Here is a 23,451-nt window from a genome sequence, read left to right as displayed (position 1 = left end):
CACGGACCGGTCGGGATGACTGGTCAGAGCCGATGCCCGCCGCGTCGGCCTCCCCCCGGCACGTCACCCGGGGTGCCGATGGGAGGAGCCAAGTCCACCTGAACGGCCGCTTACGCAAGTCGCCGTCGGTTCTGCCTGGACCCGGCGTCGCCGCCTCATCGATTATTCGGTCGCCAGGCGGTAGCTCGGCGCCGCCCGTCCGAGCCCGCTTCCCGCCCGTCAGGCCCGCGTCCGCGGCAGGACGGGACGAGCCGAAAACGGAGGTCGACAGTGGTCTTCAATCCCACCCGTGGTGAACTGCCCGTGCGTTTCGGGCAGAGCGTGCCGGCGGTGCCGCCGATCGGGCCCTCGACAGTCGACGCGAGCGTCTACCGCGACCCGCAGCGGTACGAGCTGGAGCGGACGCGCATCCTCAACCGGAGCTGGCAGATCATCTGCCGCTCGGAACAGATCCCCAACCCCGGCGACCACCACGTCTGGGAGGGGCACGGTGAGAGCATCGTCATCACCCGCCGCCCGGACGGCGGTCTGGCCGGCTTCCACAACGTCTGCCAGCACCGGGGCGCGCGGATCGTCCCCGAGAGCGGCACCGGCGCCCGCCGCTTCACCTGCCGGTGGCACCGGTGGGCGTACGACATCGAGGGCAAGGTGACGGGCGTCCCCGACCGCCACGACTTCGACCAGGAGGTGCTCGCCGGCCTCTGCTCCCCCGCCCTGGACCTGGACGAGTGGGGTGGCTGGGTGTGGGCGGTGCTGGCCGGGCCGGGCGTGGCCGGGCCACTGCTCGACTGGATCGGCCCGGAGATCTCCGCGGATCTCGGCGCCTACCACATGCAGGACATGAAGCTCGTCGAGAAGCTGGAGTGGGAGGTGAACGTCAACTGGAAGGTGTGCGTCGACGCCTTCAGCGAGTATTACCACGCCCAGGCGCTGCACAACGTCCCACCGAAGGAGTCCCGGGACGCCCGCCACTCCACGATGGACGTGTTCGGGCGCAACGGGATGATGGTGGTGCCGTTCATGGGGGTGCTGGAGGAGTTGCAGCGCACCCTCGACCACATCAACCTGGCGATCTGCAACTACCAGCTCTTCCCGACCACTGTGGTCAACGCCAACCGCCTGCACACGCAGATCTTCCGCGCCGTCCCGCTCGACGTCGACCGGACCCGGTTCGAGGCCTGGGAGCTCCAGTACGACTCCGACGACGCCGAGTACCAGGAGCACGTGTCGTTGTTCTGGACCATCTTCAAGGGCGTCGTCCAGGAGGACGTCGACCAGTGGACCGACGTCACGGCCACGCGGCAGTCGTCCGCGTACCGGCGCAACGTGCTCAACGATCGGGAGTGCCTGATCACCCACTTCCACCGGGTCTGTGACGACATGCTCGCCGGCGGCACCGGGCTCGGCCTGGAACCGGGGCGGGGCGAGGAAACACCCGCGGCGGAGGTGATTCCCGGCCCACCGGCGCTGCCGTGATCGCGGCACCCGTGCGACGCCGGGGTGCCTGGGCCACCCTGCTGCTCGCCGTCCTGATCGTCGTCGGCGTCTACCTGGTGCCGCGTCCCGAGACCGAGCCGTTCCAGGTCGGCGTGGCCAGCCTGCCCGACTCGTACTCCTCGGTGCGTGCCGGAGAACTGCTGGCGCGGCTGCCGTCGACGAAGGCGCAACCGGCGGTCGTCGTGGTCAGCCGCACCGACGGCGCCGCGCTCACCACTGGTGACCGGGCGGCGTTGGAGACGCGGTTGCCGGCGCTGCGCGCGATGGCGGTCGGCGGCACGGTCACCCCGCCCCACCTGTCCGGTGACGGCACCGTCGCGCTTGTCGCGGTCCCCCTGCCCGCCGACGACGAGGACACCGCAGCGCAGGTGCGCGCGCTGCGCGCCGCGCTCGCCAGCGGGCTTCCCGAGGGGGTACGGGCCCAGGTGACCGGGGCGCCCGCGTTCACCGCCGACCTGTCCGCGGTCTTCGACGGCACCGACACCACCCTGCTGCTGACCACGGTGACCGTGGTGGCGGTGCTGCTGCTGGTCACCTACCGCAGCGTGGTGCTGTGGGTCGTCCCCCTGGTGGTGGTGGCGGTCACCGAGCAGTTGGCGCTGCGCGTCATCGACCACGTGTTGCCCCGGCTGAGCCTCACGCCCGACGGGGCCACGTACGGCATCGCCAGCGTGCTGGTCTTCGGCGCGGCGACCGACTACGCCCTGCTGCTGATCGCCCGGTACCGGGACGAACTGCGGCGCACCGAGGACCGGTTCGCCGCGATGCGTACCGCCGTCGGCCGCACCGGCGAAGCCATCCTGGCCAGCGGCGGAACGGTGGTGGTGGCGCTGCTCGCGCTCGTGCTGGCCCAGGTCGAGGGCAGCCGCTCGCTCGGTGTCGCCTGCGCCATCGGCATCGTACTGGCCGTGCTCGCCGCCCTGTTCGTGCTGCCCGCCGCGCTCGTGCTGTGCGGGCGAGGGGTGTTCTGGCCGGCCGTGCCACGGCTGGGCAGCGCCGCCCGCGTGGGGCGGGTGTGGGGCCGGCTCAGCGCGGTGGTGGGCCGGCGTCCCGTCGCGGTCGTGCTGGTGGGGGTGACGCTGTTGGCTGGCCTGGCGGCCGGCGTCGCGGGGCTGCGGGTCGGGCTCAGCCAGAGCGAGCAGTTCCGCGTCGAGCCGGAGGCCGTACGCGGGGCGCAGACGCTGGCCCGCGCGTTCCCGGCGGGGGCGACCCAGCCGGTCGATGTCCTGACCACGCCGGCGACCGCCGACCGGGTGGCGCAGGCCGCGACCACGGTGCCCGGTGTGGCCGGCGCGACGGTCACCGAACGGACCGATTCGGTCGCCCGGGTGTCGGTCGTGCTGACCGCCGAGCCGGGCACCGCCGGTTCCGACCGGTCGATCCGGGAGCTGCGGCGGGCCGTGGCCACCGTGCCCGGTGCGCGGGCGGCGGTGGGTGGCCAGGTGGTGGCCACCATGGACACCCTCGACGCCTACAAGCGGGACACCGCGTTGCTCCTGCCGATCATCCTGGTCCTCGTCGGTCTGGTGCTGGTGGCCCTGCTGCGGGGGTTGCTCGCCCCGGTGCTGCTGGTCGTGACCGTCGCGCTGTCGTTTCTGGCCAGCCTGGGGGCGAGTTGGTTGCTGTTCCAGCACGTGCTGCACTACCCCGCGCTGGACAGCGGCGTGGTGCTGATCTCGTTCGTGCTCCTCGTCGCACTCGGCGTGGACTACAACATCTTCCTGGTCACCCGGGCCCGGGAGGAGGCGCGGCGGCTCGGCACCCGCGAGGGGATGCTGCGCGCGCTGCGGGTCACCGGCGGCGTCATCACCAGCGCCGGCATCCTGCTCGCCGCCGTGTTCGCGGTGCTGGGGGTCATCCCGGTGGTCACCGCTGCCCAGGTCGGCATCGTGGTCGGGATCGGGGTGCTGCTCGACACCCTGCTGGTGCGGACCATCCTGGTGCCCGCCCTCGCGATCATTCTCGGTGACCGGTTCTGGTGGCCCCGCCGAGGCACGGACGAGCGGCAGGGAGACAACCGTCCCGACGCCGGGCAGCAGCCGGCACCGGACGGCGGGGCACGAGGTCAGGCCGACGCGGTCGCCGGGACCTGAGCGGGTCTCAGCTGGGTACGGCGATGGCGGTGCCGGCCAAACCGGCCCGGATCCGCCATCGCCCACCCAGCCGGGCGAGCGGAACGACGCAGTCGGCGGGCACCTGCCTGAGCAGGGTGGCCGTGAAGACGCCCGACGGGTCGAGGTCGATCCGTGCCTCGTGGAAGTCCAGCCACAGGCCGGTCACCGGGAACCACGTCTTGTACACCGACTCCTTGGCACTGAACAGCAGCCGGTCCCAGGGGACCTCCGGGTACGTGACGGCCAGCCGGCGGACGGCCGACTCCTCCTCGGGCAGCGCGATGGCCTCCAGCACCCCCTCGGGCAGCGCGGCGGCGGGCTCGGCGTCGACGCCGAGCGCGGCCACGTCCCGGCGCAGGGCCACCGCGCTCGCGCAGTAGCCCTCGCAGTGGGTGATGCTGCCGACCACGCCGTCCGGCCACCCCGGCGCGCCCCGAGGGCCGGGAAGGATCGGCACCGGGTCGAAGCCGAGCCGACCGAGCGCCGACCGGGCGCAGTGCCGGGCGGTGGTGAACTCGCGGCGCCGCTTGTCCACGGCGCGCGCCACCACCGCCTCCTCCTCGGGCAGGAGCACGACGTCGTCGCGGTGCCCGAACGCCTCGACGACGACCACACCGGCGGGAACCAATCCGCCCACCGGACCGACGGACGCGCTCACGCCGGGGCGAGCAACTGCCGGGCGACCAGGTCCGCGACGGCCTGTCGCTGCTCGGCCAGGTAGAAGTGGCCGCCGGGGAGGACGTGCAGGCGGAACTCGCCGGTGGTGTGGTCGCCCCAGGCACGGGCCTCGTCCTGGTTGACCTTGCCGTCATCCTCGCCGATCACGGCCGTGATCGGGCAGGTCAACGGTGGCCCGGGACGGTAGCGGTAGCTCTCCACCGCACGGTAGTCGCTGCGCATCGACGGCAGGATCATCCGCAGCACGTCCTCGTCGTCGAGGATCCGGCTGTCGGTCCCGCTGAGGGTCTTCAGCTCGGCTATCAGGCCGGCGTCGTCGCGCAGGTGGACGCTCTCGTCCCGGAACCGGGAGGGCGCCCGGCGGCCGGAGGCGAAGAGGATGGTCGGTGCCGCGTCCAGCCGCTCCCGCATCAGGGTCGCCACCTCGAAGGCGATCATCGCCCCCATGCTGTGGCCGAAGAACGCCACCGGCCGGTCCAGCAGCGGACGCAGCGCCCGGTACGACTCCTCGGCCAACTCGTCGATGCTGCCGAGGCAGCGGTCGCGGAGCCGGTCCTGCCGGCCCGGATACTGGATGGCGAGCACCTGGAGAGTCGAGCGCAACTCGGCCGAGAACGAGGTGAAGTAGCTCGCCGACCCGCCGGCGTGCGGGAAGCACACGAGCGTCGGCCCGTTCTCCGGGCCGCGGTGGAAGCCACGGACCCACGATTCGTCCACCGTGGTCTTGGTCATCACAGCTCCAATCGTCGAGGAAGAGTACCGCCCGAGGCGGGTCACCGGCTCCCGCTCAGGTAGGCGGACAGACCCTCCAGCAGGCGGTCGATGTCCTCCTCGGAGGTGTAGGGCGCCAGCCCCACCCGGACACCGCCGGTCTCGCCCAGGCCGAGACGCCGGGACGCCTCGACCGCGTAGAACGTCCCGGAGCCCACGTCGACGCCCTGCCGGGCGAGGTAGCGGTGCACGTCGCGGGGGTGGTGGTCCGCGACGCCCAGCAGCAGGGTCGGCGTACGCCGGGCGGCGCGGGAGTACACGGTGACCCCCGGCAGCTCGGCCAGCCCGCGTTCGGCGCGTACCCGGAGCGCGTCCTCGTGCTCCTCCACCGCGTCGAACGCCGAGGCGAGCCGCGCGCGCCGGTCGCCGTCGCGCAGCGGGCCCAGCCCGGCGAGGAAGTCCACTGTGGCGCGCGCGCCCGCGAGCACCTCGTAGGGCAGGATGCCCAGCTCGAACCGCTCCGGCACGTCGTCGGTGGCGGACACCAGCTTGTCCGGTCGCAGACCGTGCAGCAGCTCGGGGCGGGCCGCGAGGACGCCCAGGTGCGGGCCGAGGAACTTGTAGCAGGAGCAGGAGAGCAGGTCCGCGCCGAAGGCGTCCAGGTCGACGCTGGCGTGGGCGCTGTAGTGCGCCGCGTCCACGTAGAACAGGGCGTCCGTCTGATGGACGAGGCGGGAGAGCGCGGCGACGTCCGGTCGCGTACCGATCAGGTTCGACGCGGCAGTGACGGCGACCAGGCGGGTCCGGTCGGACAGCACGGCGGCGAGGTGGTCGGGTGTCAGCTCGCCGGTGGCGGGGTCGAAGTCCGCCCAGCGAACCGTGGCCCCGCAACGCTCGGCGGCCTGCACCCAGGGTCGGACGTTGGCCTCGTGGTCGAGCCGGGTGACCACCACCTCGTCGCCCGGACCCCAGTCGCGGCTCAACGCCCGGGAGATGTCGTAGGTGACCTGCGTGGCGCCGCGGCCGAAGACGATCCCCTCCGGCGTCGCGCCGAGCAGGTCGGCGAGAGCACGGCGGGCCTGCACGACGATGGCCTCGGCGTTGCGCTCGCCGGCGGTGTGCGCGCCGCGGTTCGACACCGGGTTGGCCATCGCCTCGGCCATCGCGTCGATGACCGGCTGCGGAATCTGGGTCCCGCCCGGCCCGTCGAAGTGTGCGGACCCGGCCTTGAGGGCGGGGAACTGCGCCCGGAGGGCGTCGACGTCGTAGTACCAGGGTGCTCTGTTCACGGATCTCTCCGGGTGTCAGGGCGGAGCGCGGCTCCGCTACCGGGCTGCGGTCAGGTCCGGGGTCCGCGGGAGGTAGGTCAGGTAGAGGTCCCTCAGCGGGCCGTCCGGGAAGGACTCCTGCCACGGCTTCTTCTTGCCGGCGAAGTGGATGATCCGGGTCTCGTCGACCGCGCCGAGCTCCTGCTCGAAGCGGAAGAAGTCCATGTCGTTCCAGCGCGGGTCGAGGCGCAGCCACCTGTCGTCCACGGCGACGTTCATCGCGTCCTGGACCGCGAAGCGGAGTTTCCCGGCGTTGGTCCGGATGTAGTCCAGCGACCGGGTGGACAGCTCCGCCGCACGGCAGCGGGGCAGGTCCATCAGGAGCACGCCGGAGTTGAAGTAGTCGCTGCGCTTGGTGAGCCGGCCAACCGTCGGGTCGAGGCCGGGGATGCCGGTCGCCGCGCCGACGGTCGGGGAGCCGATGTCGACGGCGGCGCCGAGCAACGCGCCCTCCAGGTCCGTCTGCCACAGCTCGGTGAGGTCGCCCGTGCACATCACGTCGGAGTCCAGCCAGAGCATCCGGTCCACCGAGTCGGGCACCAGGTCGGGCAGGAGCAGCCGGTAGTAGGCGGCGTTGGAGATCCGGGACGACATCATCCGCCACGACGACAGCGGCAGTTCGTCCAGCTCGGTCGGCACCCGCAGCACCCGGGGGTCGCCGACGCGCTCGCCCTCCTCGACGACGGCGGCGAGCACGTCCGCCGGGACGTCGGCTCCCGGCATCAGCCACCAGGTCACGGTGCCGCCCGGCGGGATCCCGACCGCCGCGACCGATCTCATCGTCGCCACCGTCCACGGTACGAAGCCGAGGTCGAAGGCCACCGCGACGTGCATGGGTCCACTCATGTCTCTCCGCTCACCTGTCGATGGTCAGGCCGGTCCCGGCTTCGGTGTCCGGTCGTACGACCGCGTCGCGGCCCGTCCGTCACCGCCCGTGCCGGCGGAACCCGGTTCTGCCGGGTCCCGCCGGTTCGGCGCGTTGGGCTCGTAACACCGACGCGGACGCCCGGCCGTCACCGCGGCGTCTCTCGGCGCGCCCGGAACTCGTGGTCGGCGGACGCGCGGTTCTCTCTGGAATCATCGGTACGGGACGGCCGGCGAACCAGGCAGAAACGGCGGTGGAAACCCCACCTCCGGTGGTCAGGCTGTTACCGGCTGCTCCCAGTCGATGTGATGTCCCCACAGGGCGGCCATGTCGCCGCCGGCCAGCTCACCCTTGCGCCGGATGGTCCGGCCCTCGTGCCAGAGCACGACCGACACCGCCAGGTTGCGCACGAACACCTCGGTGCGGCTGTTCATCCGCATCCGCGTGTCCATGTCGACGCCGATCTTGATCACCTGTTCGATCCGCTCACGCCGGACGCGGTCGTACCTGTCGAACGCCCCGCGCAGGTCCGGCGTGTCCCGCAGGCAACGGGCGAGCGTGGCGGCGTCCTCCAGGGCCATCGACGCGCCCTGGCCGATCGAGGGACGCACCGGGTGGGCGGCATCCCCCAGAAGCACCACGCGGTCGGTGAACCAGGGCCGGCCGTTCGGCAACGAGTGGGCCACGCTCGGCGGGTACGACTCGACGGTCGCCGCCACGATCCGCGGCGCCGGGGTCCGGTCGACCTCCAGCATCCGGAGCAGCTCCTTTCGCCACTGCTCGGCCGGCAGGGCGGCCAGTGCCACGGCGGCCTCCGGGGTGTCGATGGCGGGCGTGGCCAGCCACTGCACCGTGCCGTCGGGTTGCCGGACGTAGCCGAAGAACGCCTGGGTGCCGAAGAACGTCTGGAAGTCCCCCGGTTCGCCGGGAACGTCGAGCGCGCCGCTACGGCCACCCACTCCGACGATGCAGGTCGGCGACAGGGCCGGACCGCCTGGGTCGACCGTCTCCCGGACCCTGGACCAGACCCCGTCGGCGCCGATCACGACGTCCCCGTCGGCCGAGCCGCCGTCCTCGAAGAAGACGCGTACGCCGTCGGCGGTCTCCTTGAGGTCGACGAACCGCTTGCCGTACTCGACCGGCACACCCTGGCGCTGCGCCTCCTCCAGCAGCGCGCCGTACAGGTCCGACCTGTCGATCATCTGGGTGGGTGTCGCGTCGGCGCGATGCCGCCCGAACGGCGACGCGCCGAGCCGGCGGCCGGCGTGCGAATACGCCACGACCGACCTCATGTCCAGGCCACGCCGCACGATCTCGTCCTTCATCCCGAAGGAGTCCAGCGCGTTCAGCCCGTTCGAGGCGAGGAAGAGATAGGCGCCGACGTCGTGTGCCGACCTCCCGTACGCCTCGAACACGACAGGATCCCAGCCGATCCTGCGCAGGGTGACGGCCGCGGCGGCGCCCGCCACACCGCCACCGACGATCAGTGCCCGCATGGGGGCCTCCTCGTTGTCTCGTGCGTCTCAGCGCGGATAGGTGTGGAAGCCACGGCCGGCCTTGCGACCGATCGCCCCCTCCGCCACCAGGCGGAGCAGCAGCTCCGGCGCGGCGTACAGGGGCTCACGGAACTCGCGGTGCAGCGCGTCGGCGGTCGAGGCGACGACGTCCAGCCCGATCAGGTCGGCCAGCTCCAGCGGCCCCAGCGGGTGGTTGCAGCCGAGCTTCATCGCCTGGTCCACCGCCTCCGCCGTGGTCAGCCCGGACTCGACCATCCGGACGGCACTCAGCAGGAACGGGATGAGCAGCCCGTTGACCGTGAAACCGACCCGGTCCGGGGACCAGACCACCTGCTTGCCGAGTTGTTCGGCGGCGAACCGGTGCACGGTGCGGCGGGCGTGCTCGCCGGTGGTCTCGGAGGCCACCAGCTCCACGAGCGGCAGCACCTGCACCGGGTTGAAGAAGTGGATGCCGGCGACCCGCTCGGGCCGGCTGGTGACCTCGGCCAGCCGGTGGATCGGGATGGACGAGGTGTTGGAGGCGATGACCGCGTCCGGCTGCGGCAGCGCCCGGTCCAGTTCCTTGAAGAGGGCGAGCTTGGCCGGCTCGTCCTCGGTGATGCTCTCGATCACGAGCTGCCGGTCGGCAAGCGCGTCGAGTTCGGTCACGAAGCTGATCCGCCCGAGGGTGGCGTCCCGGTCCGCCTCGGTCAACCGCCCCTTGGCGACCAGCCGGCCCAGCGACCCGGTGATCCGGGCGCGGGCCCGGTCGGCGGAGGTCGGGCGGGAGACGACCACTCGGACGTCGACGCCGGCTCGGGCGCTGATCTCGGCGATACCAGCGCCCATGGTGCCACAGCCGACAATTCCGACTCGTGCCACGTACATGCGCAGTCCTTTCGGTCCAGGTCCCGGGGAGGGGTGGTCAGTGGAGTCGGTCCAGGGCGGCGAGCACGTTCCCGGCCCCGTCCTCGGTGGCGATCCGGTCGCGCAACCCGGCGGCGGCCGTCCGGTACGACGGGTCACCGAGTGCGGCCGAGAGGGCCTTGGTGAGACGGTCGACGGAGAGCTTGCGATAGGGCACCGGGGCTGGTCCGGCGCCGAGCGCGACCACCCGACCGGCCCAGAACGGCTGGTCACCGAGGATCGGCACGCCGACGGTCGGCACACCCGCCCGCAACCCGGCGGCGGTGGTGCCCGCCCCGCAGTGGTGCACCACGGCGGCCATCCGCGGGAACAGCCACTCGTGCGGGGTCTCCCCGATCGTGATCGTTCGGTCCGAGCGACTGGTCAGGTCGCCCCAACCGGCGTGGATCACGCCACGCGCGTCGACCCGACGCAGGGCCTCGTCCACGGTCTCGGCGATCCGCGCCGCGTCGGAGATCTTCCGGCTGCCGAAGCCGACGTACACCGGCGGTGGACCGGCGGCGAGGAAGTCGGCAAGCTCGGCCGGCGGTGCCCACCCCGCCGGCACGGCCGGCCAGAAGTAGCCGGCCACCTCCAGCGCGGGACGCCAGTCGGCGGGCCGCGGCAGCACGCTGGGGCTGTAGCCGTGCAGCACCGGCCAGGCATCCATCTGCGCGCCCAGCTCCCGGCGACCCAGGGGCCGCAGGCCCAGCCGCGAGCGCAGCTCCCGGGTGGCACCGGAGACGAGCCGGCCCATCACCCCGAGCAGCAGATTCCCGCTGGCCCGGTTGCCCCACGAGCCGAGCGAGCCGCCGGTGCCGATGAACGACGGCGGGTGATCGGCGGTCGGGAAGACCGGTTGGAGGAACACGCCCATGCTGGGGATGCCGAGACTCTCGGCGACGTGCACGCCCTGCTGCGCCGGCATGGACAGCAGCAGGACGTCGGCACCCTCCTTGGCCGCGGTGAGGATCGACTCGCCGAGTTCCAGGGTCTTCGCCGTGATCCCCCGCATCGCCTGCGACGAGTTCTCCGCCTGCGTCCACTCCCCCACCACCGCCGGATCGCCGGGCATCTCCCGGAACTCGGCCCCGGCGGCCCGCACCAGATCCGCGAAGCGCGGGTACGCGGCGATGGCCACCTCGTGCCCCGCCTCCCGCAGCCGGGGCACCAACCCGGTGTACGGGGCGACGTCCCCCATCGTTCCCAGTGCGACGATGAGCACTCTCACGGCTTCTCCCCAGGTTGTTGCTGCACGGATGTCACGCGTCCAGGTCCCGGTGCTGGAGGGTCAGCTTCTCCAGCGTCGGCACCACGTCGTTCGGTGTCGGGTCGCTCATCGACTCCCGACGCAGCCGGTCCGCCCCTTCGGCGAAGCGCGGTTCGGTCAGCACCCGCAACAGGCCGTCCCGTAACGCCTGGGGGGTCAGCTCGGACTGCGGGATCACCAGGGCCGCCCCCACCTCGGCGGTGCGCCGCGCCCGGTACGAGTTCTCGAACACCATCGGCGAGATCAGTTGCGGCACGCCGTGGTAGGCCGCGGTGGACCAGGTGCCGGCACCACAGTGGTGGGCCACCGCGGAGCAGGTCGGCAGCAACGCGTGCAATGGGACGAAGTCCACCGCCCGCACGTTGTCGGGAAGTCGGGAGACCTGCTCCCGCTGTGCCGCGTTGAGGGTGGCGACGATCTCGACGTCCAGGTCGCCCACCGCGTCGAAGAGCCCGTCGAGCGAGCCGAGCAGGTAGTCCGCGCCGTCGCGGGCGGTCAGCCCGAGCGTCAGGCAGACCCGGGTACGCGCCGGGGGCACGCGGAGCCAGTCGGGCACCACCGCCGGCCCGTTGTACGGCACGTACCGCACCGGCACGGTCGGCTCGCCCAGCGGCATCCGGATGCTCGAAGGGAGCGTGTCGATGGTCCACTGTCCCCGGACGACCGTCTCGTGGAAGTCGAGCCCGTACCGGTCGAGGAGCCCGCCGAGCCAGTCGCCGAGTGCGTCGTGCGCGGCACCGGCCGGGCGTTCGGCGAGTTGGCTCAGAAACCGCGCCCGCAGGTCGATCAGCAGGTCGGCCCCCCACAGCAGTCGGGCGTGGGCCGCGCCGACGGCCCGGGCCGCGATCGCGCCCGCCACCGTGAACGGCTCCCACACCACCAGGTCGGGGCGCCACGACGTGGCGAACTCGACCATCCCGTCGACCATCGAGTCGTTGTTCGCCTGGGCGAAGAAGCGCTCCGGCAGGATGCCGTTGATCGCCTTGAGGAACTCCCAGCTGTGCACCTCCGGCCGGGCCGGGTCGAGGTCCACCGAGTTCCAGCTGCCGTCGGCACCGTCGCTGACACCGAGCACCGCGTCGAGCAGGCCGTGGTCCTCGCCGACCGGCACGGCGGTCAGCCCCGCGGCGGTGATGGCCCGGGTCAACCCCGGCTGGCTGGCCACCCGCACCTCGTGCCCGGCGGTGCGCATGGCCCAGGCCAGCGGCACCATGCTGAGGAAGTGGGTCTCCATGGCGAACGACGTGAAAAGGACTCGCAAGGGGGATCAGTCTCCTCGGGCCGGCAGCGGGTCGGGGCGGGTCATCCGACGCCGATCTCGCGGTCGATGAGCGCGAACATCTCGTCGTCGGTGGCGGTCACCAACTCCGCCTGCCCCGGGCTGTCGCCACCGTGCCGGGCCAGCAGGGTGCGCAGCCTGGTGACCAGGGCGGACCGGTCCGCGTCGGTCGTGTCGAGCGCGTCGAGCGCCTCGTCCAACCGGTCCAACTCGGCGTGCAGCCGCTCGGCCGGCGTCGGATCGGCACCGATCAGCTCGGCGCGCAGGAACGCCAGCAGCTCGGCGGGGGTGGGATGGTCGAACACCATGGTCGCGGAGAGCCGCAGCCCGGTGGCCGTGCTGAGCCGGTTGCGCAGCTCCACCGCGGTCAGCGAGTCGAGGCCCAGGTCGCGGAACGGCCGGACCGGGTCGAGCGTCGTCTCCGACCCGTGCCCGAGCACCGACGCCACCTGGGCGTACACCAGGTCGGCCAGGGCCTGCTCGCGGCGCGTCGCCGGCATCGCCGCGAGGCGTTCGGCAAGGGTCCCGCCGTCTCCGGGCGCGGCGGCGGCGACCCGCCGGCGGGTGCCCGACAGGCCGCGCAGCAGCGCGGACGACATGCTGTTCGGGTCCAGTCCGACAGGTACGAGGACCGCCTCGTCGCGGCGCATCGCCGCGTCGAAGAGCGCCAGCCCCTCCGCGGCGGAGAACGGGCGGATGCCGCTGCGGGCCATCTGGCGGCGGCGTTCCTCCGGGTCGAGGTGCCCGGCCATGTCGCTCTGTTCCTCCCACAGACCCCAGGCCAGCGAGGTCGCCGGGAGCCCGGCGGCCCGGCGTCGGACAGCGAGGGCATCGAGGAAGGCGTTCGCGGCACCGTAGTTGGCCTGACCCGGCGCGCCGAAGGTGCCGGACGCCGAGGAGAAGAGCACGAAGGCGCTCAGGTCGGCGTCGCGGGTCAACTCGTCGAGGTACGTCGCCGCGTCCACCTTGGGGCCGAAGACGGTGTCGACACGCTTCGGGGTCTGCGCGGCCAGCAGCGCGTCGTCAAGCACTCCGGCCGCGTGCACCACGGCGGTCAGCGGCCGGTCGAGCCGCTCCAGCAGGCCGGCCAGGGCGTCCCGGTCGGACACGTCGCAGGCCTCGAACCGCACCTGAGCGCCAGCCCGGCCGAGCTCGTCGACGAGTTCCGCCGCACCGGGGGTGTCCGCGCCGCGACGAGACGCCAGCACCAGGTGACGCATGCCGTGCTCGGTGACCAGGTGCCGGGTCAGCAGCCGGCCGATCCCACCGCCGCCGCCGGTGACCAGCACCGTCCCCTCCGGGTCGGGCATCCGGCCGAACGCGGGGCCGGCGGCGGTGCGGGACAGTCGGCGCGCGTACAGCCGCCCGTCGCGCACGGCCACCTCCGGCTCGCCGGCCGCCACGGCGGCGCCGACGAGCGCCAGGTCCCCCGGTACGTTGACGTCGACCAGGACGAAACGGTCCGGGTGCTCCGCCTGCGCCGACCGGACCAACCCGTGCACGGCCGACTGGGCAGGGTCCGCGTCCGCGCCGCTGGTGACCACCGCGAGCGTGGACAGCTCGGACCGCTCGTCGTCCAACCACCCGTTGAGCAGGGCGAGCACCCGACCGGTGTACGCCCGGGCGGCCTCGTTCGCCGGCCGGACGTCCGACGCCGCCAGGGCCACCGCGACGACGTCCGGCAACTCGTCCGGCAGGTCGGCCAGGTCGTCGACGACAAGCGCGTCCACGGTCGGCTGCTCCGGCAGCGGGACCCACCCGAGCGAGAACAGCGAGTTGTCGACGACAGCCCGCGTGTCGAGTGGGACGTCGAGCTGGTCACCGGTCAGCGGCCGGGCCACGATGGCCGCCACCGAGGCGACCGGCGCGCCCTCGGCGTCACACACGTCGACCCGACGCCCGTCCGGTCCGGCCCCGGTGATCCGCACCCGCAGCGCCGTGGCCCGCACCGCGTGCAGGGCGACCCGGCTCCAGGAGAACGGCAGGCTGAGGGTGCCCGACCCGGCGGCGAGGTCGGCCACCACGGCCGCCTGGAGTGCCGCGTCGAACAGGGCGGGATGCAGGCCGTAGCCGTCCGGGGCGAGCCCCTGCGGCAGGGCCACCTCGGCGTAGACGTCCCCGTCGGCACTCCACAGCCGGCGCAGCCCCCGGAACGCCGGGCCGTACCGGAACCCGTTCTCCGCCAGCCGGTCGTACGCGTCGTCGAGGTCCACCTCGGTCGCGGGTGGGGGCCAGTGGGTCAGCGACACCGCGTCGGACCCGGCGGCGGGGACCAGGGTGCCGACCGCGTGCGGCGTCCACGAGGCGTCCGGGGGCGCGCTGTCGGGCTGGCCGTACACGGTCAGCGGGCGACGACCGTCCTCCTCCGGCGGACCGACCACCAGTTGGAGCCGCACCCCACCCTCGGCGGGCAGAGCGAGCACGGCCGCAATGGTCAGCTCGTCGACCAGGTCGCAGCCGACCTGCTCACCGGCGTGCAGCGCCAGCTCCACGAAGGCCGTGCCGGGCAGGATCGCGACGTCGTGCACCGCGTGGTCGGCCAACCACGGGTGGGTACGAACGGACAACCGCGTGGTGAACAGGAAGCCGTCGGAGCCGGGCAGCGCCACGGCCGCCCCGAGCAGCGGATGCCCCGGAGCGGCCAGCCCCAGGGCCGCCGCGTCCTGCTCGGCGGGCCCGACCACGTCGAGCCAGAAACGACGCCGTTGGAATGCGTACGTCGGCAGGTCCACCCGTCGGCGAGCGCCTCCGTACACGGCCGTCCAGTCGAGGTCGACACCCCGGACGTACGCCTCGGCCAGCGAGGTCGGGAAGCGGTCCCCCTCGTCGCGGCGCAGCGAGCCGAGCACGGCGGCCTCCACGCCCGCCTCGTCCAGGATGCCCTGGAGCGCCATGGTCAGCACCGGGTGCGGGCTGCACTCGACGAAGATCCGGAAGCCGTCGGCGAGCAGGGCCTCGACGCCGCCGGCGAAGTCCACCGGTTGCCGGCAGTTGTCGAACCAGTACTCGGCATCCAGCTCGGCGGTGTCCTTCGGGCCCGGGGTGACAGTCGAGTAGAACGCGATCTCGGACGGGACGGGAGAGAGCCGGCCGAGCCGGTCGAGCAGGGGGTCGCGGATGCTGTCGACCTCGGCGCAGTGCGTCGCCGCCGTCGCGGAGACCACCCGGGCGCGCAGGTCGTCGGCCACGCACGCGGCGACGAACTCCTCCACGGCGGCGAGGTCACCGGCGACGGTGGTCGCCTTCGGCCCGTTCATTCCGGCCACCGTGAGCCGGTCGCCCCAGCGCGTCATCCGCTCGCGCACCTGCTCCACGGGGAGCACCACGGAGGCCATCGCACCCTTCAGCTCGGCGACGATCAGTTGGCTGCGCAGGGCGATCACCCGGGCGGCGTCGGCGAGCGGCAGACCGCCGGCCACGTGTGCGGCGGCCAGCTCGCCCTGCGAGTGGCCGATCACGCCCGCCGGGTGCACCCCGTACGACCGCCAGAGCGCCGCCAGCGAGACCATCACCGTGAACAGCGCCGGCTGGGCCACCTCCAGGTCGTCCAGGCCCCGGGCGCCCGGCCGGCCGAGCAGCACGTCGAGGAGGGGGAAGTCGAGGTACGGCGCGAACGCCTCGGCGCACTCCCGCGCCCGGTCGGCGAAGACCGGGTGCCGCATCAGGCTCTCCGCCATGCCGGTCCACTGTGAGCCGTGGCCGCCGAAGACGAAGACCACCCCGCCGTCGACCACGCCGCCCTGGACGACGGCGGGGTCCGGCGTACCCTCGGCCAGCGCGGTGAGGCCGGCGAGCAGCGCCGGCCGGTCGGCGCCGAGCACCACCGCGCGATGGTCCAGGGCGGCGCGGGTGGTGGCCAGCGACCACCCGACGTCGACAGGTGCGGCGTCGGAGCCGGCGAGGAAGGCGTGCAGCCGTTCGGCGTGCCCGCGCAGCCCGGCCTCGTCGCGAGCCGAGACCGGCCACGGGACCAGGGCCGGGGCCGGCGCGTCGGCCGCCTCTACCGGCTCCTCCGGCGGGGCCTGCTCCACCACGATGTGCGCGTTGGTCCCGCTGAGCCCGAACGACGACACGCTGCCGCGCCGGGGCCGGTCCACCGCCGGCCAGGACGTCTCCTCGGTGAGCAGTTCGACGGCTCCCGCCGACCAGTCCACCTGCGGGGACGGCTCGTCCACGTGCAGGGTGCGCGGCAGCACACCGTGGCGCATCGCCTGCACCATCTTGATCACACCACCGACACCGGCCGCGGCCTGCGTGTGACCGATGTTCGACTTCAGCGACCCCAACAGCAGCGGCCGCTCGCGGTCCTGCCCGTACGTCGCCAGCAACGCCTGCGCCTCGATCGGATCACCCAACCGGGTCCCCGTCCCGTGCGCCTCCACCGCGTCCACATCCGACGCCGACAACCCCGCATCCGCCAACGCCGCCCGGATCACCCGCTGCTGCGCCGGACCGTTCGGGGAGGTGAGGCCGTTCGACGCACCGTCCTGGTTCACCGCCGAGCCGCGGACCACGGCCAGGACCTGATGCCCGTTGCGCCGCGCGTCCGACAACCGCTCCAGCAGGAGCAGCCCGACACCCTCCGCCCCGGCGGTGCCGTCCGCGGCGGCGCTGAACGCCTTGACCCGCCCGTCCGGCGCGAGACCCCGCTGCCGGCTGAACTCGATGAAGAACGACGGGCTGGACATGACCGTCACCCCGCCGGCCAGCGCCATCGAGCACTCGCCCCGACGCAGCGCCTGCACCGCGAGGTGGATCGCCACGAGTGACGACGAGCAGGCCGTGTCCACGGTCATGGCCGGCCCCTCCAGCCCGAGGGTGTACGCCACCCGCCCGGCCGCGACGGCCACCGCGTTGCCGTTGGCCAGGTAGCCCTCGTACTCCCCCGCCGCCCCGGGCGAGATCATCTGCCGGACGCCGTACCCGCCGGCCATGACCCCGGTGAAGACCCCGGTCTGGCTGCCGCGCACCGAGACCGGGTCGATGCCGGCGCGCTCGAACGCCTCCCAGGCGGTTTCCAACAACAGCCGCTGCTGCGGGTCGATGGTCACCGCCTCGCGCGGCGAGATGCCGAAGAATCCCGCGTCGAAGTCGGCGACGCGCGGCAGCAACCCGGCCTGGCGTACGTAGCTGCGACCCGTGCGCTCCGGGTCGTCGTCGAAGAGGTTGTCCAGGTCCCAACCCCGGTCGTCGGGGAAGTCGCCGATCGCGTCGGTCCCCGACGACACCAGCCGCCACAGGTCCTCCGGTGAGCTGACGCCGCCCGGGTAGCGGCAGCTCATCGCCACGATGGCGACGGGCTCGCGGGTGGCCTCGACCTGCCGCCGCAGCCGTTCGGTCTCCTTCAGCGACACCCGGAGGGCATCGAGAACCCGATTGTCCGAACCAGTCATTGTGTTCCTCCGCTCGGGGGCGTCGTCAGGAATCGGTGCCGAGCGCCATGGCAATCAGGGCGTCCTCGTCCATCGCGTCGATGTGGTCGTCGCTGCGCCGCTCGTCGTCCGACCGGTGGCCGGCGAGCTTCAGCAACTGGTCGAGCAGCCCGCTCTCGCGCAGCGCCTGCACGGGGATGGTGGCCAACGTCGCCCGGACGTCGGTGTCGTCGTCGGCCGTGGTCGGCTCGGGTGGCGCGGCCGGGGCCAGCTCGGCGAGCAGGTGGTCGGCCAGCGCCCGCGGGGTCGGGTAGTCGAAGACCAGGCTGGCCGGCAGCCGCAGCCCGGTGACGCCGTTCAACCGGTTGCGCAACTCCAACGCGGTGAGCGAGTCGAAGCCCAGCTCCTTGAAGTCGCGCCCGGCCTTGACGGTGTCCCCCGGCTGGTGGCCGAGCACCGCCGCGGTCTCCGCGAGCACCGTCGACACGAGCACCTGGTGCCGCTGGGCGGCCGGCAGCCGCTCGATCCGCTGCGTCAGGGTGTGGCGTGCCGCCTCCCCGGACGCGGCCCGCCGGGCGCTGACCTGCACCAACCCTCGCAACGGGGCCGGGAGTGTCCCGGCCTCGGCCCGGCCGCGCAGCGCGGCGCGGTCCAGATGGACCGGCACCACGGCCGCCTCGTCGAGCGCCACCGCGGCGTCGAGCAGGGCGAGGCCCTGCGCCGAGGTCATGGCGACCACTCCCGCCCCGGCGAGCCGGTTGCGGTCGGTGTCGACGAGACCATCGGTCAGGTCGCTGCTCTCCTGCCACAGCCCCCACGCCAGCGAGATCGCCGGCAGGCCCTCGGCCCGCCGACGCGCCGCCAGCGCGTCGAGGAACGCGTTCGCCGCGGCGTAGTTGCCCTGCCCCGGGGTGCCGAAGACCCCGGCCGCCGAGGAGAAGAGGACGAACGCCCGCAGGCCCCGCTCGCGGGTCAGCTCGTGCAGGTGCACGGCCGCGTCCACCTTGGAGCGGAAGACCCCGTCGATCCGGTCCCGGTCGAGCGAACCGACCAGGCCGTCGTCGAGCACGCCGGCGGTGTGGACCACCACGTCCACCGGGTACGCGTCGAGCAGCGCCGCCACCGCGTCCCGGTCGCCGAGGTCGGCGGCCACCACGACCGCCTCGGCGCCCCGCGCCGACAACTCCGCCACCACGTCGTCCGCACCGGGGGCGGCCGGTCCGCGACGGCTGGCCAGCACGAATCGGCGTACGCCATGGGTCTCGGCCAGGTGCCGGGCAACCAGGCCGCCCAGCGCGCCGGTGCCACCGGTGACCAGCACCGTCGCGTCCGGTTCCCAGGTCGGGCCGTCGCCGGCCGACGGAAGGGACGCCCGGACCAGCCGGGGCGCGTGGGCCCGCCCACCGCGCAGGGCCAGTTGCGGCTCGTCGTGAGCGGCCACCCCGTCGACGAGCTGGCCGTACGGTTGGTCGGTGTCGGTGTCCAGCAGGACGAAACGCCCGGGGTGCTCCGACTGCGCCGCCCGGACCAGGCCCCAGGCGGCGGCCGCCGCCGGGTCCTCGATCCGCTCACCGGTGGCGCCCCTGGTCACCAGGACCAGGCGGGCGTCGGCGAACCGGTCCTCGGCGAGCCAGCCCTGGACCAGGTCGAGCGCAAGCCCGGTGGTGTGCCGCGCGGCGGCGGCCAGGTCCGACCCGGTCGGGCCGGCGAGCGGAGCCACCACCAACGCCGGCACCGCGGCGCCCGCGTCGATGGCCGCGCCCAGCTCCGCCAGGTCGGCGACGTTGTCCGGGCCACTCCCGCCGACCGACACCCAGGAGGGTGTGGAGGCCGCGGTGGCCTCCGGCAGCGGGGACCACACCAACCGGTAGAGGTGGTCGCCGGGCCGGTCCACGGGCTCGGTCATGGTGCGCACCAGCAGCGAGTCGACAGTGGCGACCGGCGCGCCGTGCGCGTCGGCGGCGAGGACGGCGAAGGAGTCCTCGCCGGTCGGTGTGATCCGGATCCGCAACATGGCCGCGCCGGTGGCGTGCAGTGCGACACCGCTCCAGGTGAACGGCAGTTTCGGCTCGCCCAGCTCCGCGCCGAGCGCGGCGGCGTGCACCGCCGCGTCGAGCAACGCCGGGTGCAGGCCGTATCCGGCCACGGTCAGCTCGCCCGCCGGCGCGATCTCGGCGAAGACCTCGTCGCCACGCCGCCACGCCGCCCGTACGCCCTGGAAGGTGGGCCCGTAGCCGAGCCCGGAGGCGGCGAGGCGGTCGTACAGGTCGGTGACGTCCACCGGTTCGGCTCCGGTCGGCGGCCACTCGGTGAGCGCGTCGCCCGGTGCCTCGACCTCGGGCGCGAGGGTGCCGGTGGCGTGCAGGACCCAGTCCTCGCCGCCGCCCACCCTGGCGTACACGGTCAGCGGCCGGCGGCCGGACGGGTCGGCGGCCCCGGCCGCCACCTGCACCTGCGCCGTTCCCGACCCGGTCAGGGCCAGCGGCGCCGTGATCGTCAACTCCTCCACCAGTGGGCACCCGGTCTCGTCACCGGCCCGGATCGCCCACTCCACGAACGCGGTGCCCGGCACCAGGACCGTGTCGCGCACGGTGTGGTCGGCGAGCCAGGGGTGACTGCGGGCGGAGACCCGTGCGGTGAACACGTGGCCGTCGGAGCCGGCCAGCGGGACCGCCGCACCCAGCATGGCGTGCTCCACCGCGTCGAGGCCGGCGGTGGAGACGTCGAGGGACTCCCCGGCGTCGAGCCAGTAGCGGCGGCGTTGGAAGGCGTACGTGGGCAGCTCCACCCGCCGGCCCCGGACGACTGTGTGCCAGTCCACGCCCGCGCCGGCGACCCACGCCTCGGCCAGCGACAACCCGAGTCGCCGCCCACCCCCCTCACCGCGCCGCAGCGAGCCCACGGCCCGTGCGTCCACGGCCGGGACGAGCACCGGGTGGGCACTGCACTCGATGAGGAGGTGATCGTCGAGCGCCCGTACCGCCTCGTCGAAGCGGACCGGCCGGCGCAGGTTCTCGTACCAGTACTCGGCGTCCAGGCCGGTGCCGTCGACGAATTCGGCGGTGACCGTGGAGTAGAAGGGCACCTCGGCGGTTCGCGGCGCGATGTCGGCCAGCACCGCGACCAGGTCGTCGTGCAGCAACTCCACCTGGGCGGAGTGGGAGGCGTAGTCGACCGGGATCCGCTTGGCCCGATCCCACTGGACCAACACCTCGTCCAACGCCTGCGGGTCGCCGGAGAGCACCGTCGATGTCGGCCCGTTGACCGCCGCCACCGACACCAGGCCGTCCCAACGCCCCAGGGCCGCGTCGACCTCGGCCACCGGGAGCGGCACCGACACCATGCCCCCACGGCCGGCCAACACCGCACCGATCAACCGGCTCCGCAGCGCCACCACCCGGACGGCGTCGTCCAGCGACAACGCCCCCGCCACGTACGCCGCCGCGATCTCACCCTGCGAATGCCCCACCACGGCCACCGGCTCGACGCCGCGCGCACGCCACACCGCCGCCAACGACACCATCACCGCGAACAGGACGGGCTGCACCACGTCCACCCGCCGCAGCGCCTCCTCGTCACCCAGCGCGTCGAACAGGTCCCACTCGACCACCTCGCGCAGCGCCGCCGCGCACTCCGCCATCCGTGCCGCGAAGACCGCGTCGCCGTCGACCAACTCGCGAGCCATGCCCACCCACTGCGATCCCTGCCCGGGGAAGACGAACACGGCCCGGGTGTCTCGACCGGCGCCGGTGACGACCTGCGCCGACGGGGTCTGCTCGACCAGGGCGGTGAGCCCGGCCAGGGCCTCGGCCCGGTCGTCGCTCCACACCACCGCGCGGTGTTCCATGGCCGAACGGCCGACGAGCGAGTACGCGACGTCGCCGAGGGCGACCTCCGGCCGCGCGGTGAGGTACGAGAGCAGCCGTTCCGCCTGCCCGCGCAACGCCTCGGCGTCCCGTCCGGAGAGCACCAGCGGAACCGGCCCGGTGGTGTCGGGTGCCGGTGCCTCGGAAGGCTCCTCGGCGACAGCCGCTTCGAGGATCACGTGCGCATTGGTGCCGCTGACTCCGAACGACGACACCGCGGCTCGGCGCGGCCGGTCGGCTTCGGGCCAGTCGAGTTGCTCGGTGAGGAGTTCGACGGCTCCCGCCGTCCAGTCGACCTCGGGCGTGGGCTCGTCGACGTGCAGGGTGCGCGGCAGCACACCGTGGCGCATCGCCTGCACCATCTTGATCACACCACCCACACCCGCGGCGGCCTGCGTGTGACCGATGTTCGACTTCAACGAACCGAGCAACAGGGGCCGCTCGCGGTCCTGCCCGTACGTCGCCAACAACGCCTGCGCCTCGATCGGATCACCCAACCGGGTCCCCGTCCCGTGCGCCTCCACCGCGTCCACGTCCGAGGTCGACAACCCCGCGTCCGCCAACGCCGCCCGGATCACCCGCTGCTGCGCCGGACCATTCGGCGCCGTCAACCCATTCGACGCACCATCCTGGTTCACCGCCGAACCCCGCACCACCGCCAGGACCTGATGCCCGTTGCGCCGCGCGTCCGACAGCCGCTCCAGCAAGACGATGCCGACGCCCTCGGACCAGCCGGCCCCGTCGGCCTCCGCCGAGAAGGACTTGCAGCGGCCGTCGGCGGCGACGCCCCGCTGCCGGCTGAACTCGACGAAGACCTGCGGGGTGGCCAGCACCGTCACGCCGCCGGCCAGCGCCAGGTTGCACTCGCCGCGACGCAGCGCCTGTGCCGCCAGGTGGATCGCCACCAGCGACGACGAGCAGGCGGTGTCCACGGTCATCGCCGGGCCCTCGAACCCGAACGTGTAGGAGACCCGGCCGGAGGCGACGCTGCCCGCGCTGCCGTTGCCGAGGTAGCCCTCCACGTCGCGAGGCACCTGCCGGACGCGCGAGCCGTAGTCGTTGTACATGACACCGGTGAAGACGCCGGTCTGGCTGCCGCGCAGTGCCGCCGGGTCGAGACCGGCCCGCTCGACCGCCTCCCAGCTGGCCTCCAGCAGCAGTCGCTGCTGCGGGTCGATGGTCAGGGCCTCGCGCGGGGAGATGCCGAAGAATCCGGCGTCGAAGTCGCCCACCCGGTCGAGGAAGCCACCGCTGGTGCTGTACGTCGTCCCCGGGTGGGTCGGGTCGGGGTGGTACAACGCCTCCACGTCCCAGCCGCGGTCGTCGGGGAACGGCGTGATGCCGTCGCGCCCCTCGGTCAGCAGTTGCCACAGCTCCTCCGGGGAGCTGACCCCACCCGGGTAGCGGCAGCTCATCCCGACGATGGCGATCGGCTCGTCGGCCCGGACGACCACCGGCTCCGTGGCGTCGTCGCCCTGCTCGGCGCCGAACAACTCGGCCAGCACCATGGCGGCGAGCTCGTCCGGGGTCGGGTAGTCGAAGATCAGCGTCGCCGGGAGTCGCAGCCCCAGCGCGCCATTGAGCTTGTTGCGCAGCTCGACGGCGGTGAGCGAGTCGAAGCCGAGGTCCTTGAAGGCGCGCTCCGCCCCGATGGTGCGGGTCGATTCGTGTCCGAGGACGTCGGCCACCTGCTCCAGCACGACCTGGGTGACCGCGCCCCGCCGTTCGGCGACGGGCAGGGCGGCCAGCCGCGCGGCGAGTGTCGCGTCGGCACCGGCGGTGGCCTGCACGGCCGCCCTCCGGACCGGCACGCGTACCAGGTCACGCAGCACCGGGTGCAGGTCTCCGGCGGTGGCCCGTTCCTTCAGTGCCGCGCTGTCCAGGGCGACCGCCACCACAGCGGGGGCGTCGACGCGGGTGGCCGCGTCGAGCATGGCCAGGGCATCCGCGGTCTCCAACACCGCCAGACCCGAACGCGACAACCGCGCCAAATCCCGCTGCGACAACCCCCGCGTCATCCCCGACACCTCACCCCACAACCCCCACGCCACCGACACCCCCGACAAACC

Annotated in this window: 12 protein-coding genes; 2 read left to right on the top strand and 10 right to left on the bottom strand. The window is 73.4% G+C overall.

The features are described from left to right. The first annotated feature begins 270 nt into the window (after window positions 1–270). Together ACGFIW_RS24945 and ACGFIW_RS24940 are read left to right on the top strand one after the other, a co-directional pair. The gene (locus ACGFIW_RS24945; RefSeq protein ID WP_393320165.1) at window positions 271–1,476 is read left to right on the top strand and encodes an aromatic ring-hydroxylating dioxygenase subunit alpha; all 1,206 of its coding nucleotides are present in this window, start codon (window positions 271–273) and stop codon (window positions 1,474–1,476) included. Continuing rightward, entirely contained in the window at window positions 1,473–3,590 is a 2,118-nt protein-coding gene (locus ACGFIW_RS24940; RefSeq protein WP_393320162.1) for an MMPL family transporter, read from the top strand. The genes ACGFIW_RS24945 and ACGFIW_RS24940 overlap by 4 nt, the downstream gene beginning before the upstream one ends. A gap of 7 nt (window positions 3,591–3,597) precedes the next feature. Here the strand turns inward: ACGFIW_RS24940 and ACGFIW_RS24935 are convergent, their stop codons facing one another. The 10 genes from ACGFIW_RS24935 to ACGFIW_RS24890 form a co-directional block, all read right to left on the bottom strand. After that, entirely contained in the window at window positions 3,598–4,248 is a 651-nt protein-coding gene (locus ACGFIW_RS24935; RefSeq protein WP_393320160.1) for a 4'-phosphopantetheinyl transferase, read from the bottom strand. A 17-nt stretch (window positions 4,249–4,265) separates the two neighbouring features. Continuing rightward, a complete protein-coding gene (locus ACGFIW_RS24930) occupies window positions 4,266–5,021 on the bottom strand; it encodes a thioesterase II family protein (protein ID WP_393320157.1) in 756 nt (251 codons plus the stop codon). Between the two features lie 41 nt (window positions 5,022–5,062). After that, complete coding sequence (locus tag ACGFIW_RS24925; RefSeq protein WP_393320155.1) at window positions 5,063–6,289, bottom strand: cysteine desulfurase-like protein; 1,227 nt, start codon at window positions 6,287–6,289, stop codon at window positions 5,063–5,065. Window positions 6,290–6,325: 36 nt separating this feature from the next. Continuing rightward, window positions 6,326–7,174, bottom strand: a complete 849-nt coding sequence (locus ACGFIW_RS24920; RefSeq protein WP_393320152.1) for a glycosyltransferase family 8 protein — start codon at window positions 7,172–7,174, stop codon at window positions 6,326–6,328. A gap of 294 nt (window positions 7,175–7,468) precedes the next feature. Further along, window positions 7,469–8,689, bottom strand: a complete 1,221-nt coding sequence (locus ACGFIW_RS24915; RefSeq protein ID WP_393320149.1) for an FAD-dependent oxidoreductase — start codon at window positions 8,687–8,689, stop codon at window positions 7,469–7,471. Window positions 8,690–8,716: 27 nt separating this feature from the next. Further along, entirely contained in the window at window positions 8,717–9,577 is an 861-nt protein-coding gene (locus tag ACGFIW_RS24910; RefSeq protein ID WP_393320146.1) for a 3-hydroxybutyryl-CoA dehydrogenase, read from the bottom strand. A gap of 37 nt (window positions 9,578–9,614) precedes the next feature. Next, window positions 9,615–10,826: a glycosyltransferase gene (locus tag ACGFIW_RS24905; protein ID WP_393320143.1), complete on the bottom strand. Its 1,212-nt coding sequence runs from the start codon at window positions 10,824–10,826 to the stop codon at window positions 9,615–9,617. Between the two features lie 31 nt (window positions 10,827–10,857). Then, window positions 10,858–12,126, bottom strand: a complete 1,269-nt coding sequence (locus ACGFIW_RS24900) for an activator-dependent family glycosyltransferase (RefSeq protein WP_393320140.1) — start codon at window positions 12,124–12,126, stop codon at window positions 10,858–10,860. A 41-nt stretch (window positions 12,127–12,167) separates the two neighbouring features. After that, on the bottom strand, window positions 12,168–17,537 hold the full coding sequence (locus ACGFIW_RS24895) for a type I polyketide synthase (protein ID WP_393320137.1): 5,370 nt from the start codon (window positions 17,535–17,537) through the stop codon (window positions 12,168–12,170). 25 nt (window positions 17,538–17,562) lie between these two features. Then, window positions 17,563–23,451, bottom strand: a 5,889-nt coding sequence (locus ACGFIW_RS24890; RefSeq protein WP_393320134.1) for an SDR family NAD(P)-dependent oxidoreductase, incomplete at its 5' end; no start/stop codon positions are given.

Origin of the sequence: Micromonospora sp. NPDC048935 (assembly GCF_043197875.1) — a bacterium.
Lineage (GTDB): Bacteria > Actinomycetota > Actinomycetes > Mycobacteriales > Micromonosporaceae > Micromonospora.
The sequence above is the reverse complement of the archived record's forward strand: the minus strand, read 5'-3'. Positions and strand labels throughout refer to the sequence as shown.

Bases quoted from the DNA above. Each gene is read 5' to 3' on its own strand.
- ACGFIW_RS24930 (WP_393320157.1), bottom strand. From the start codon at position 5,021: ATGACCAAGACCACGGTGGACGAATCGTGGGTCCGTGGCTTCCACCGC.
- ACGFIW_RS24920 (WP_393320152.1), bottom strand. From the start codon at position 7,174: ATGAGTGGACCCATGCACGTCGCGGTGGCCTTCGACCTCGGCTTCGTA.
- ACGFIW_RS24915 (WP_393320149.1), bottom strand. From the start codon at position 8,689: ATGCGGGCACTGATCGTCGGTGGCGGTGTGGCGGGCGCCGCCGCGGCC.
- ACGFIW_RS24910 (WP_393320146.1), bottom strand. From the start codon at position 9,577: ATGTACGTGGCACGAGTCGGAATTGTCGGCTGTGGCACCATGGGCGCT.
- ACGFIW_RS24895 (WP_393320137.1), bottom strand. From the start codon at position 17,537: ATGACTGGTTCGGACAATCGGGTTCTCGATGCCCTCCGGGTGTCGCTG.